At 70.8% G+C, this 12,776-nt stretch carries 10 protein-coding genes and 1 pseudogene; 5 read left to right on the forward strand and 6 right to left on the reverse strand.

Annotated features, from left to right (window positions below; genetic code table 11):
• Position 1 precedes the first annotated feature (1 nt).
• Positions 2–1,255, forward strand: a complete 1,254-nt coding sequence (locus OWM54_RS31450) for a COG3014 family protein (RefSeq protein ID WP_267699866.1) — start codon at positions 2–4, stop codon at positions 1,253–1,255.
• A gap of 31 nt (positions 1,256–1,286) precedes the next feature.
• A pseudogene (locus OWM54_RS31455) lies at positions 1,287–2,059 on the forward strand (ZIP family metal transporter).
• Between the two features lie 61 nt (positions 2,060–2,120).
• On the opposite strand, the gene OWM54_RS31460 reads toward OWM54_RS31455, so the two are convergent.
• Positions 2,121–2,504 carry a response regulator gene (locus OWM54_RS31460; protein ID WP_223748208.1) on the reverse strand — a complete coding sequence of 128 codons (384 nt, stop codon included), beginning with the start codon at positions 2,502–2,504 and terminating at the stop codon, positions 2,121–2,123.
• A gap of 349 nt (positions 2,505–2,853) precedes the next feature.
• On the opposite strand from OWM54_RS31460, the gene OWM54_RS31465 reads away from it, so the two are divergent.
• The 3 genes from OWM54_RS31465 (at position 2,854) to OWM54_RS31475 (ending at position 5,332) form a co-directional block, all read left to right on the forward strand.
• On the forward strand, positions 2,854–3,291 hold the full coding sequence (locus OWM54_RS31465; protein WP_141329280.1) for a CBS domain-containing protein: 438 nt from the start codon (positions 2,854–2,856) through the stop codon (positions 3,289–3,291).
• Between the two features lie 19 nt (positions 3,292–3,310).
• Entirely contained in the window at positions 3,311–4,387 is a 1,077-nt protein-coding gene (locus OWM54_RS31470) for a lysylphosphatidylglycerol synthase transmembrane domain-containing protein (RefSeq protein WP_267699868.1), read from the forward strand.
• A 75-nt stretch (positions 4,388–4,462) separates the two neighbouring features.
• A complete protein-coding gene (locus OWM54_RS31475) occupies positions 4,463–5,332 on the forward strand; it encodes a class I SAM-dependent methyltransferase (protein ID WP_267699869.1) in 870 nt (289 codons plus the stop codon).
• Between the two features lie 16 nt (positions 5,333–5,348).
• Here the strand turns inward: OWM54_RS31475 and OWM54_RS31480 are convergent, their stop codons facing one another.
• The 5 genes from OWM54_RS31480 to OWM54_RS31500 form a co-directional block, all read right to left on the reverse strand.
• Positions 5,349–5,846, reverse strand: coding sequence for a hypothetical protein (locus OWM54_RS31480; RefSeq protein WP_223748211.1), 498 nt, complete (start codon positions 5,844–5,846; stop codon positions 5,349–5,351).
• A gap of 112 nt (positions 5,847–5,958) precedes the next feature.
• Positions 5,959–7,296: a TfuA-like protein gene (locus OWM54_RS31485; protein ID WP_267699870.1), complete on the reverse strand. Its 1,338-nt coding sequence runs from the start codon at positions 7,294–7,296 to the stop codon at positions 5,959–5,961.
• Positions 7,293–8,552 carry a YcaO-like family protein gene (locus OWM54_RS31490; RefSeq protein WP_267699871.1) on the reverse strand — a complete coding sequence of 420 codons (1,260 nt, stop codon included), beginning with the start codon at positions 8,550–8,552 and terminating at the stop codon, positions 7,293–7,295. The genes OWM54_RS31485 and OWM54_RS31490 overlap by 4 nt, the downstream gene beginning before the upstream one ends.
• Positions 8,552–9,196, reverse strand: a complete 645-nt coding sequence (locus tag OWM54_RS31495) for a hypothetical protein (protein ID WP_141329272.1) — start codon at positions 9,194–9,196, stop codon at positions 8,552–8,554. The genes OWM54_RS31490 and OWM54_RS31495 overlap by 1 nt, the downstream gene beginning before the upstream one ends.
• A gap of 72 nt (positions 9,197–9,268) precedes the next feature.
• Entirely contained in the window at positions 9,269–12,727 is a 3,459-nt protein-coding gene (locus OWM54_RS31500; RefSeq protein WP_267699872.1) for a serine/threonine-protein kinase PknK, read from the reverse strand.
• Positions 12,728–12,776 lie beyond the last annotated feature (49 nt).

Consider the following 12,776-nt stretch of genomic DNA (forward strand, 5'->3'; position numbering starts at 1 on the left):
CATGATTCCTCTCCACCACCCTCCGGCGCGCCCCCGTGGTTGGGGCGCGCTCGCGCTGGTGAGCGCGCTGCTGTTGTCCGGCTGCGCGGGGGACTACGTGTCCCGCACGCGCGGCGTCCGTGAGTCGTATCAATCGGGGCGCTACAACGACGCCCTGGCCGAACTGGAGGCCCTGGCCAAGGACGGCTCGGCGAAGGACACGCTGCTCATCCTCTTGGACAAGGGGATGGTGCTGCACTCGGCCCGCAAGTGGGCGGAGAGCAACGCGGTGCTGGAGCAGGCCGAGAAGCTCAGCGCGCAGCTCGACGCCGTCTCCGTCAGCGAGGAGGCCGGGGCGCTGGTGACGAACGAGCGCCAGCGCGCCTACCGCGGCGAGGACTTCGAGAAGCTGATGATCTCCGTCGTCCAGGCGCTCAACTACGCGGAGCTGGGTGACGACGAGGCGGCCATGGTGGAGGTGCGCCAGGTCAACGAGCGCCTCCAGAAGATGGTCGTCGAGGAGAAGAAGCCCTACCAGCAGCTCGCCATCGCCCGCTACCTGGGCGGCGTCATCCGCGAGGACCAGCGCGACTGGGACGCGGCCTACATCGACTATGCGAAGGCGTACGAGCTGGAGCCCCGGCTGGGGGAGCTGGCGGAGCCGCTGCTCCGGCTGGCGAAGTACACCGGACGCGACCAGCTCTACGAGGAGCTGAAGGCGAAGTACCCGGGCGTCGAGCACCCTCCGCTGGCGCGGGACGAGGCCCAGATCGTCGTCGTCGTGGAGGCGGGGCTCTCCCCGGAGAAGCAGCCCGCGTCGCGCGACGTCAACGGCGGCAACCTCATCGAGGTGCCCGTCTACCGGGACCGGGGCAGCGCGCCGCAGGTGGGCGTGACGCTGGGCGAGCAGCATGTGCGCGCCGTCACGGTGACGTCCATGGCGGACGTGGCGCGGCTGCACCTGGACACGCGCATCGGCGGGATGCTGGCGAAGCAGATTGCCGGCGTGGCCGTGAAGGCGGGCCTGGCGGCGGGCGTGGGCGCGGCGACCAAGAGCGAGGAGCTGGGCGCGCTGGCCTTCCTCATCCTCAACGCCGGCAACGCGGCGGACCTGCGTTCCTGGCTTTCCCTGCCTGCGGAGTTCCAGGTGGCGCGCTTCCGGGTGTCGGCGGGGAGCCACGTGGTGCGGGTGGAGGGGGGCGGGAGGGTGTCGGAGCACACGGTGGACGTGAAGCCGGGACGGGTCGGGCTGTTGGTGGTGAGGCGCTACTACTGACGTGACGGATTTGTTGTAGGGTGCGCGCCCCATGTCGGTCCTGGCCACGGTGGCCCTCTACTCACTCATCGTCGTCATCGGCGCGCTGTTGGGCGCGCTGGTGGTGCTGTGGAACCAGCAGCAGACGCAGTTGGTCCGCTTCCTGGCCTTCGCCGCCGGCGTGATGTTGGGCGCGGCGTTCTTCCACATGCTCCCGGAGGCGTACGAGGGCGGAGGCTGGTGGGCCTTCGCGCTGGTGCCCGGGGGCTTCGTCTTCTTGTTGGTGCTGGAGCGCTACCTGGTGGCGCATGCGGGGGAGGACCTGCCCGGCGACCACATGTCCGGCCACGGCCGCCACACGGAGCCCGGTCAGGTGCTGGGGCTCACCGCGTTCCTCGGCCTGTCCACGCACACGCTGTTCGACGGAATCGCGCTGGGCTCGGCGGTGGAGGAGGGCGTGGGGTTGATGGCGCTCATCGCGATTGTCGCGCACAAGGTGCCCTCGGCGCTGTCGCTCGCGTCCATCCTGAAGACGGAGGGTCGCTCGAAGGGCTCCATCCTGCTGCTCTCCACGCTGTACGGGCTGATGGTGCCCGCGGGCGCGCTCATCTACTCGGCTTCGACGCGGTGCTGCGCTTCGAGAGCATGGCGCCCAAGGCGCTCGCGTTCTCCGCGGGCACGTTCCTGTACATCGCCGTGTCGGACCTGCTGCCGCACGTGCACCGCCACGGCAAGGACCAGCCGGGACGCAACGTGTTGGCGCTCTTCGTGGGCCTGGCGCTCATGTTCGCGCTGGCGCGGCTGGTGGGCCACCCGGCGCACTGAGGTCCTCGAGCCTCCCTGTCGTCGAGGAGGCTCGAGGGGGTGTTCGAGGTGGAGTGGCCGCTCACGCCGCCGCCGCCGGCATGGTGGGCGCGAGCGAGCCCCGCGACAGGCACCGGGTGATGCAGGCGAGCAGCTCGGTGAGGTCCCCGGACTTCCTCAGGAAGACGTCGCCCGAGAGGCTCGCGAGCCGCTCCATGCTGCTGTGGACGATGCGCGGGACGTGGCACAGCGTCTCGTCGGCGCGCAGGTGCCGGCACAGCTCCAGGCCGTTCATCCCCGGCATCGACACGTCGGTGAGGATGAGGTCCGGGGGCAGCGCCTGCGCCAGCGCGAGGGCCATCTCGCCGTCGCGGGCCGAGGCCACCTCCCAGCCCTCACCCCGGAGGGCCTCGGTGTAGATCTCGAGCAGGGTGGAGTCATCGTCGACGAGAAGGATGAGAGCCATTGCGGGTGTCTCCAGCAGAGGCGGCCTTGCCGCTGTTCCACTGTCCTGGTGACGCGCCAGGGTGGATGTGAATTCAAGCAGGAGGCCTTGGGCGCCACGCGACGGAGGTGTGATGTCCGTCGCCGGTGTGGAAGCCGCGGGAGCGCCAGGTGAGCAACCTGCCGGGCGCTCGTGGTTGACACTTCCGGTTTCGAGCGTCGGGCCCGAGGGTGAGACAGCGCCGGCCCCTTGCCCGTCTGTCCGCCCTGTCGCTGCGCGAACGGGGGCGAGGGTGCACCCTCGGGAATAGTCGGCCCGAGAAACGCGAGGTGTGCGGCAGCTCGTGGACCGACGGGGAGGCGGACGCGTCATGCTCACCGTGGGCGACCTGATGACCCGGGATGTCGTCACGCTGGACGAGACCGATGACCTGGTCCGAGTGGACGACCTGTTGAAGCTCCATCACATCCGCCACCTGCCCGTGGTGCGCGACGGCCGGCTGGTGGGGATGGTGAGCCATCGCGACCTGCTCCGCGCGCTGTCGCGGCAGCTCGCGGCTGCCGGCCACGAGCCCATCTCCGTCACCCGGCTCATGTCACGGGATGTGGAGATGGTGCGGCCGGACCTGCCGGTGCGAGAGGCCATCTACAAGCTCCTGGACCATCGCTTCGGCTGTCTGCCCGTGGTGGACCGCGAGCGCAGGCTGGTGGGCATCATCACCGAGGCCGACTTCATGCGCATGGCCGCGCGGCTGCTGACGGCCGCGGAGGCCCGTCGGGAAGACGCGACGGAGGCCTCCGCTCACTAGGGCGGGCTGGTGCGCGCGCATGCACGAGGACGCCTCCATGTCGGGTGACGGCTCCGCGCGCGCCCCGTCGGAGCCCGCCTCTCGCCGACACAACGTGTGGGGCTGGTTGCCGGGCGTGGTGCTGCTGGTCGCCTTCACGGTGTTCGTGGTGCTGCGCTTCGGGGAGGAGAAGCAGTTCGCCCAGATGCTCCAGCGCGCGAGGCCGGAGTGGCTGCTGGTGGGCGTGGCGCTCCAGTTCCTCTCGTACCTGACGATGGCGGGATGCTGGCGGGTGGTGCTGGAGGTGGAGGGCGTGAAGGCGCCCTGGCTGCGCACCGCGAGCCTGGCCTTGATGAAGCTCTCGTTCGACCAGCTCGTGCCCACCGCGGGCATCGGCGGCTCGGTGGTGGTGATGAAGGGGCTGCAGCGGGAGGGCGCGCCGCCCCGGGTGGCCACGGGCGCGCTGCTGGTCGACATGGTGTCCTTCTACCTGGCGCACGCGGTGGCCGTGGCGGTGTCCATCTTCATCCTCTGGTATCGCGCGTCGTTGCACGCGGCCCTCCTCGGACTGGCCACGGCCTTCGCGGTGCTCGCGTGCGCGGTGCCGTTCGGCATCCTCTGGCTGACGCGGCATGGTGGGTGGCAGCCGCCGCGCTGGGCACGTCGCATCCCGGGGCTCACCTCGCTGCTCGAGTCCATCTCCCAGGTGTCGCCCGCGCTGGTGCGGGACACATGGCTGTTGGTCCGAGCGAGCGCGTTCCAGCTCGCGACCTTCGCGCTGGATGCGCTCACCTTGTCGTGCATGTTCCAGGCGGTGGGGCACCCGGTGGACTTCGCCGCCGTGTTCGCCGCGTTCATGCTGGCGACGCTGGTGATGACCCTGAGCATCATCCCCGGAGGCGTGGGCACGTTCGAGGCCACCGCGGTGGGGACGCTGTCGTCGCTGGGCGTGCCGGTGGAGGTGGGGCTCACCGCGGTGATGTTGCTGCGCGGGTACACGCTGTGGCTGCCGCTGCCGCTGGGCATGGTGCTCCTGCGCCGGATGTTCGGGGGGCGCCTGCGCGAGGCGATGTCGGAGCGCTCGTCGCTGGTGTCACCCACGCACGAGCCCGCGTGAGGGCGAGGCACGCTTTGACTTGGCTTTCGAGCCGGAGGACCGGAGGATGCGCGCGCCCGAGCGGGCACGCCTCCCATGGAAAAACGCACTGACTGGTACGAGCACCCCGAGTATTACGAAGCCATCTTCGGCACCGACACCGTGCGTGAGGTGGACTTCCTCCAGGCGCTGAGCGAACGGCACGGCACGGGGGGCAAGCAGTGGCTGGAGCCCGCGTGCGGCGCCGGTCGCCTGGTGGCCGAGGCCACGAGCCGGGGACTGAAGGTCACCGGTTACGACATCTCGGAGGCGATGCTCGCGCATGCGCGCAAGCGGCTGACGCCCGCGCGCCGCCGTCAGGTGAAGCTCTCCGTGTCGCGCATGGAGGAGTTCTTCGAGCCCTCGCTGGAGGGCAAGGTGGACGTCGCCCACAACCTGGTCTCCACCTTCCGCTACCTGGACAGCGAGGCGGCGGCGCTGGCGCACCTGAAGGGGACGCGGCGGCTGCTCAAGCCCCAGGGGCTCTACGTGCTGGGCTTCCACCTCACCGACTACGCGCGGAACACGGCCGAGCACGAGCGCTGGCTGGGGAAGGTGGGCAAGGACAAGGTCGTCTGCAACACGCACGAGGGCCTGCCGGACCGGCGCGCCCGCCGCTCGCCCATGCGCAACCGGCTGCGCATCACCGGGCCGGGGAAGGACTGGCTCATCGAGACGACCTGGTTCTTCCGGACGTACGACGCGGCGCAGGCGAACCGGTTGTTCCGCAACGCGGGCCTGCGCGTGGTGGCGGCGTATGACTTCGACTACGACCTGAGCGCGCCCGTCGAGCGCGGCAGTCGACGGTTGGACCGGGTCTTCGTCCTGCAGCCGGTGCCCTCGGAGGGCTCGGTGGTGGAGGTGAAGAAGCCCTCGATGGATGCGCGGAAGAAGGTCGCGCGTCGGGCGAGCGCTCCGCGGAAGTAGCCGGCGACGGAGCGCGTCAGGAGGGGACGACGGGGCGGAGGGGGCAGTCGGTGCCGCAGGGGCCCTCGGTGTAATCGAGATGGACCCCTGTGAGGCCACAGTGCTTGCACCCCTCCCCGCCGCAATCGGGGCATTCCACCGTGCCGAAGTCGTGATGCGCTTTCAGGTGTTCGAGGACGCAGATGGCCATGGGCCTCTCCGGGTCCGCGCCCTCCATCGAGTACTTCGATGCAAGCACTCGGACCATCATGGTGAGATTCTCGTCCGCGCGGTTGTCGCGCCACACCGCGATGAGGCGCAGGATGACCTCGGTACAGGCCACCGCCACCAGGACGACCAGCAGGAGGCTCAGGACGCTCTTCACTGGAGGAGCCAGCTCGTGGCCGAAGACGACGAGCGGGTCCTGCCAGGCGATGAGCAGGATGGCGACGATGGGGGTCCCCACCAGCATCTGCCCCCACTGTTTGAGGAAGTCGGGCCTGCGTGGTTCGCGCTGCTCCTCGGGTGCGTCCATCGGATGTTCCCCCTGTGTCAAACCCCTCGCGCCGCCGAGCGCGCGCGGGGTCTAGCACGGGCTTTGGGTGAACCCGGTCATGCAAAATTTGCGGGGGGAGGTCCAATCCCTCTCAGGCCGCGGCGCCCGCCTTCGTGAGGACGTAGCAAAGCTCACGCAGCGCGGCCCTGCGCATGGAGGCCACGTCGGCGAAGCCCTCGTCGCGCGCGGCCTGCTCCAACTGCGCGGGCACCATGCGCCCCTGGTTCTCCTCGAAGTACCAGGCCCACAGCGCGCCCTCGGTGATGCCCGCGTCCTCCAGCTTGGGCAGTGAAAGCCCCGCCGCGTCGAGCACCTGCTCCTTGTCGCGCGCGCGTTCCAGCAGGGTGGCGTACTCGCCCGTCAGTCGCAGGTGGTCGGCGAGGTGCCGCAAGACATCCGGCTCCATGAGCGCCTCCACCCAGCGCACATGGGACTCGTCCCGCAGCAGGCGGGCGACGTCGTCCACGTGCTGCTCCGTCTTCCACCGCTCGAAGGACTCCGGCGTGAGGTGCCGCTCGTGGCTCAGCGCCTCCTTCGTCGCGTGCAGCTCCCCTGCATCCGGGACGCGCCCCAGCCGTCTTGCCTCCTCCACCGCGAGCGCTCGCGCCATGCTCGCCCGTCGCGCGTCCTTCAGCTCTCCGCGCAGGCGAAGCTCATCGAGGAGCGCCTCGATTCCCACGCCATCCGAGGCGCGTGCCGTCTGTCGAAGCGGCTGCCGCGCAGCGCGCCGTCGCGCCTCCTCCCACGCATCCGTGTGCTGGAAGGGGAAGCGGGTCTCCTTGGGCGAAAGGCCCGCCTCCACGCGCGCGCGAATCATGCGCAGCATCGCCACCGCGTCCGCGCGCTTCACATCCACGCGCCCCTTCGGCAGCCAGGCCTCCAGCGCCTCCACTTCCGCGCGGGGAAATCCGGACAGCAGCTTCGGCCACGCGCGCTCCACGTAGAAGAGCGCCTTGGCGCGCTGCTCGAGCGAGGCGCGAACAGGCTCGCTCACCGCACCCGCTGCCTGCGCCGCCGCGAGCGTGGCGCGGATGTTGACCATCGCCTCGGACAAGGGGCGCCAATCATGCTCGGCGCTCGCGTGCGCCACCGCGACCTCGTCATCGTCCTCCAGCACGCCTTGACGGAAGTCCTCGAAGACGGAGCCCACGCCCTCCATTCCGAAGGTGGCCAGCTCCGCGGCCCGCAGCGCCCCCATGCTCGAGGCCCCGAAGACGTGGATGCCCTCTGACATCGCCCAGAGGAGCTCCTTGTGCCAGACCGCCGGCACGTGCTCGAAGAACCCGTCGATGATGCCCAGGGCCACCGGCTTCTCGCACGCCGCGCGGTAGACATCGCCCTGCTGAGCGGGAGGCAGGTACACCGCGTCGAGCTCCAGCTTCGCCTCCTCGGCGCGCAGCGTGGGGCCGGTGAAGATGAAGACCTTCATCGCGCGTCTCCGCGCATCATCTGCCGTGCCCTTGGGCCTGGCTGATATCCGGGCGCCTCGTGCGTCGTCTCCAGTCCCGGCACCACCACCCGCACGACGGGCAGCCCCAGCTCCGGCTTCGTCAGGTCCACCGCCACCACCTGGCTTGCGCCCACCGAGCGCACCTTCGCGAGCACCCACGCGAGGTCCTCCTCGAACGTGTCCGCGTCGTGATGGGGCGCTTGTTGGAACTCCCGCACCGCGGGCTCCTCGGCCAGCCGCTTGCGCAGTCGCTCCGCCGTCACGCCCTCGCGCGCGGCCTCGTATGCCTTGCGGTGCAGGTCATCTCGTGCCCCGCTGATGCGCGTGAGTCGACTCTGCGCGGCCTCCGTCAGGGCGCGCAGCAGGGCCACCGCTCGCGAGGGATGACAGCCCATGCCACCCGCCACCGCGACGGGGCGCAGCGGCTCGGGCTCCCGGTCGACGATGTAACAGCTGAACGAGGGCACTCCGATGTCGCTCGTCGTCTCCCAGACGCCCACGGCCATGCCCGCGCGCTCGTAGAGGTCCAGCACGTGGCGACATCCGGCGTCGTCCACCGAGTCGAGTTTCAGTCGCGTGCCGGCCTGCGCCTGCTCGCCACGCACCTGCCAGAGCGCCGTCGCGTCGCGCTCCACCACTTCACACAGCCCATGCAGCATCGCCTCGAGCACGTGGTTGCCGGAGGCCAGCCCATTGCTGCTCATGAGGAACGCGCCGCTCCCCGTGGGCAGCGGCAGCGTGAAGTCCGTGTGCACCAGGTCGAAGGGCAGCCACAGCGGGCCCGAACCCAGCAGGTCCACGCCCTCCACCCAGAGCGTGCGCCAGTTGGGATGGAACAGGCTCACCGACAGGCGAGGCAGCCTGTCCACGTCGACCACGGGCGCGCGGAAGCGCAGCTCGTTGTACGTGGCCAGCTTCAGGGGCAGGGTGACGTGCTCGGCGTGGTACGCCTCCACCGACTCCATCAGCCCGGACGCCTTCGCCGCGGCGAGGCTCGTGCCCTTTCCCTGCGACACCGCCAGCGAGCGCGCGTTGGGCCGCGTCACCATCACCACCGGGAGGCCAATCGTGTCCAACCCCGTGACGTTGGCGACGCGGGTGATGCCCATGACGGGCATGAACCGTTGCACGCGCTCCAGCGTCTGCTCGGGTGTCATCACCCGGTGGGTCCCCTGGCGGAACTGCTTGGACGTCCCGGGGGACGCGCTGCTGGTGTCGAAGGTGAAAGGGCGCATCAAGGCTGGGGGTCGGGATTGCGGTAGACGGGGCCCTGCTCGCCGGCCTTCAGGTTCGCGCCCGGGCTGTAGCTCAAGAGGATGCTGTTGAGGTTGAGCAGGAAGCAGGTGATGGGCTCGGCGGCGTCGGACAGGTTCTCGGCCGCCGTGCTCGTGGGCGCCGCGACGTAGGCGGGCACCGGGAGGTTGGCGACCACCGTCTCGTTCTTCAGGAGCGTTTCCAGATCTCCCGTCAGGCTCTTGTCCTTGGGGGACAGCTTCTGGGCCTTCTGCCACTCCTCGGGCTTGAGCCAGTAGATGTTCCCGTCCGGCGCGTAGATGAGCAAATCCGACTGGTCCACCGAGCACTCCAGGCGGGCCTCGATGCGGGGGAACTCGGTGTCGTTGTTCTTGGGCGCGGCGATGACGGTGGCGGGCTTGATGTTGTCATCCAGTCCGGAAATCTCGAGGACGTCCGGCGCCGGCTGGGAGAGGCCGATGGAGCCGTCGCTGCCCTCGATGCGGAAGTTCATCTTGCTGGTCACGTTCTCGGGCAGGTTGGGACTGCGCGACGGGACGCCCCACACGGTGACCTGGGTGGAGAAGCCCTCCAGCAGCGTGACGCGCTCGGGCTTGAAGAAGAAATACACATACGGGCCTGCCATGCGCACCTCGGAGACAAGGCCACGGGCCCCGAGGCCCTGGCGGGTGGAAGGAAGCACCTGCGGTCAATCCAGTTACAGATAGCAGAGCCGCCGGGCCGACTCACAGGCCTGGAGGAGCGCGCTCCGCGCTTCCTCCTCCCGGCCCGCGTCCGCCAGCGCCAACGCCTGCGTCAATCCCTGCGTGAGCACGTCCGGCTGCCGCTGCTGGTGGGCCTCGAGCATCGCCCGGGCCTGCTCCAACGCCTGGGGCAGCGCCCCTTCCGAGAGCTCCACGGCGAGCAGGGGCCAGCGCGCGAGCCATTGGAAGGGGTACACGAGCGAGAGCGCCTGCCACAGCCGCAGCGACTCCGTGGCGGCCTGTCTCGCCGAGACGAGGTCCTGAGCGCGCGAGGCCACCCAGGCCCGGGTGGCGTGCGCCGCGCCCAGGTAGTCCGACATGCCGGAGCGAGTCGCCAGCTCCAGCGTGCGCTCCGTCGCCTCGCTCGCCTCCGCCACCCGCTCCCTCAAGCGGAGGATGACGGTGAGGTAGGTGAGGCAGCGCGTCTGCAACGTCACGTCCCCCTGCCGCTCGGCTCCGCGCAGGGACTCCTCCATCCAGCTCTGTGCCTCATCCAGCGCGCCATGGAAGAGCAACACCATGGCGACCACGCACCGGGCCCCCGCGTGCTCCGCTTCCCCCTCGGACTCCAGCGCCGCTTCCGCGTAGGCCCGGGCGTGGGCCACGGTCTCTGTCGATGCTCGATAGCGTTCGCTGCGCAGTTGCATCTGCACCAGCGAGTTGAAGAACCGCGCGCGCTGCAGCGGCGTGCCGTGGGCCCGCATCACCGGACGCACTCCCTCCACCAGGGCCCGCATCTCGTCGAGCTGGGCCAGCCAGTAGTGCACGGTGATGCGCTCACCCTGCAGCTGCACCCACTCGTGCCACCACGCGGCCTCCACCTGCCCGGGCAAGGAGGAGACGCTGTCGGGCATGGGACCCAGCTCGGCCTGGGCCTGGGCATACACCCGCAGCGCTTCCTCGTTCTGATGGTGCGTCTGCAAGGACTTGCCCACCTTCCGCAACACATTGGCGCGACGGACACGCTGGGTCTGCTCAATCCGTGCCAGGGCGTGGAGGAAGGCCTGACGCGCGGCCTGCTGTCGTCCGGTCAGCGCGAGCACCTCACCCAGCGATTCCCAGACGACATCCAGCGCCACCTGGGGCGCGTCCGGGCCGGACGCATGCGCGTTCCCCGAGGACGCCGCGGCCTCGCGCAGCGCGGACTCGTAGAAGGAGATGGCGTCACCATTGGCATACGCCGCGCGCGCCGCGTCCGCCGCCCGCGCGAACCAGCCGCTGGCCCGCTCGGGCACTCCCGCGCGGGACCAGTGGTGGGCGAGCCCCGCGGCCAGCGGCGTCAGGCCCGAGGGTGAAGTCGCGCCTTGCGTCTCCAGTCGCTCCGCGCAGCGATGGTGCAGCACGCGTCGTCGCGTGTCGGCGATGCGCGCGTAGGCCACCTCGCGCAGCTTGTCGTGCACGAAGCGCAGCCGGCCTCCTTCGGACTCCTCCAGCACCTGCCGACGCCGCAGCTCCTCCACGGCCTCCGCGCTCGCGCCCTCCGGCAGCGCGGCGGCGGACAGCAGCAGCTCTTCATCCAGCTCTCGCCCCAGCACCGAGGCGACCTCCGCCAGCGCGCGCCCGTGCTCGCCCAGGTCCGACAGGCGCCGCTCGATGAGCTCGGCGATGCTGCCGGGCAGGGGCAGGGGCCGGCCGCGGGCGCTGCCTTGCGCCTCGAAGAGCCACTCGCCGGACGGCGCGCGGAAGAGGAGGCCCGCGTCGATGGCGGCGCGCAGGTACTCCGCGATGAAGAAGGGGTTGCCGCTCGTCTCGTGCACCAGCGCGTCGACGAAGGGCTCGGGCACCTCGCGCAGCGCGAGCATGCCGCGCACCATCTGCCCCGCGCTCCTCGCGTCCAGCCGGCCCACCTCGACTCGCACCGCGTCGGACGCGCCCACCACCTCGCGCAGGGCCTGCCCCATCTGGTCCATCCGGTAGGTGCCCACGAGCAACACCGGCCGCTTCGCCAGGTGCCGCGCGTCCAGCTCCAACAGGAAGCTCAGCGTCAGCTCGTCCGCCCACTGCAAGTCATCCAGCACCAGCAGCAGCGGCTGCGCCTCCGCCAGCGCGCACAGCGTGTCGCGCAGCGCCGACAACACGCGCAGGCGCGCCTCCTGCGCGGGCAGGGCAGGGGGCTCGGGCAGCTCGCGCTGACCGGGCAGCTGCGACAAGGACGGCTCGTACGCCTCGAGCACGCGGCCCCGTGGGCCGAGCAGCCGCGCCGACTCGGCCGCGCCGCGCTCGTTGCAGCGGTCCGCCACCGCGAGCAGCAGCGGACGCAGGGGTTGGAGGGGCGCGGCGTGTAGATCCGTGCCGCCCTCGCCCATGGCCACGCACTCGCCCGTCACCACCGCCATGCGCCGCCAGCCCGCCTCCGCCGCCAGCTCCAGCGCCAGCCGCGTCTTGCCCGCGCCGCTCTCTCCGCCGAGGAAGACCCGGCCGCCCTGTCCGCGCGACGCCGCGTCGAGCGCCGCCAGCAGCCGGCCCAGCTCACCACCGCGTCCCGACAGGTCCGGCCGATACAGATAGGCCGGCGTCCGGGGCGCCGCGGCGGCGCCCTCCTCACCAGGCTCCGCGCCCAGGGCCTCGAGCGCGGACGACACGTCCTCCGCGTACCCGGGCCGCTCCTGGGGGCGCTTGGCGAGCAGCCGCAACACCAACGCGTCCAGCGCCGCGGGCACGCCCTCCACGCGCAGGCCCGGCGGCACGGGCGTCAGGTGCAGGTGCTGATGGGGCAGCGGCCCCTCTCGGCCGGGGACGAAGGGCGGCCGTCCCGTGAGCTGCTCATAGAGGATGCAGCCCAGGGCGTAGAGGTCCGCCCGCGCGTCCACGTAGTCGCCCCGGAGCTGCTCCGGCGCCATGTACGTGTCGCTGCCCACCACCACGCCGCTCACGTCCAGCGTCTCGCGCCCCCGTGAGCCGCCGAAGCGCGCGGCGATGCCGAAGTCCACCAGCACCGGCGTCCCATCCGGACGCAGGAAGACGTTGTCCGGTTTGAGATCCCGGTGCACCAGCCCGTTGCCGTGCAGGAACGCCAGCGCCGAGCACAGCCGCCGGGTCAGGTTGAGCGTTGTCTTCAGCCGCTCGCCGTCCAGCGCTCCCGTCCCCGGCGCGGGCGTGGCCAGCCGCAGCGTCTGTCCCCGGAGCAGCTCCATGGCGTACCAGGGCAGCCCCCGCGTCACGCCCTCCGCGACGATTCGCACCACGCCCGGATGCCGGAGCCGGCGCAACGCATGGATTTCCCGACGGATGCTGGCCAGCGGAACCTCCGAGGCCGCGCGCACCGTCTTCACCGCCACCGCCTCGCCCGTCTCCGGATGCTGCCCCCGGTAGACGACGCCCATGCCCCCCTGCCCGAGCACCTCGAGCAGCTCGTACGGACCAATGGTCGCCCCCACCCCAGGCAGCGTGGGAAGCCGAGAAAAATCCGTCATAAGGGGCGTCAAGCATAGCGAGCCCCCCTCACACGTCCCATCTGCGTCG

The organism is Myxococcus sp. MISCRS1 (assembly GCF_026626605.1).
GTDB classification, from domain to species: domain Bacteria; phylum Myxococcota; class Myxococcia; order Myxococcales; family Myxococcaceae; genus Myxococcus; species Myxococcus fulvus.

What these genes read in the sequence shown, in the direction of transcription:
- OWM54_RS31450 (WP_267699866.1), top strand. Translation starts at nt 2, where the DNA reads ATGATTCCTCTCCACCACCCTCCGGCGCGCCCCCGTGGTTGGGGCGCG.
- OWM54_RS31460 (WP_223748208.1), bottom strand. Translation starts at nt 2,504, where the DNA reads ATGGCTCTCATCCTTCTCGTCGACGATGACTCCACCCTGCTCGAGATC.
- OWM54_RS31465 (WP_141329280.1), top strand. Translation starts at nt 2,854, where the DNA reads ATGCTCACCGTGGGCGACCTGATGACCCGGGATGTCGTCACGCTGGAC.
- OWM54_RS31470 (WP_267699868.1), top strand. Translation starts at nt 3,311, where the DNA reads ATGCACGAGGACGCCTCCATGTCGGGTGACGGCTCCGCGCGCGCCCCG.
- OWM54_RS31475 (WP_267699869.1), top strand. Translation starts at nt 4,463, where the DNA reads ATGGAAAAACGCACTGACTGGTACGAGCACCCCGAGTATTACGAAGCC.
- OWM54_RS31480 (WP_223748211.1), bottom strand. Translation starts at nt 5,846, where the DNA reads ATGGACGCACCCGAGGAGCAGCGCGAACCACGCAGGCCCGACTTCCTC.
- OWM54_RS31485 (WP_267699870.1), bottom strand. Translation starts at nt 7,296, where the DNA reads ATGAAGGTCTTCATCTTCACCGGCCCCACGCTGCGCGCCGAGGAGGCG.
- OWM54_RS31490 (WP_267699871.1), bottom strand. Translation starts at nt 8,552, where the DNA reads ATGCGCCCTTTCACCTTCGACACCAGCAGCGCGTCCCCCGGGACGTCC.
- OWM54_RS31495 (WP_141329272.1), bottom strand. Translation starts at nt 9,196, where the DNA reads ATGGCAGGCCCGTATGTGTATTTCTTCTTCAAGCCCGAGCGCGTCACG.
- OWM54_RS31500 (WP_267699872.1), bottom strand. Translation starts at nt 12,727, where the DNA reads ATGACGGATTTTTCTCGGCTTCCCACGCTGCCTGGGGTGGGGGCGACC.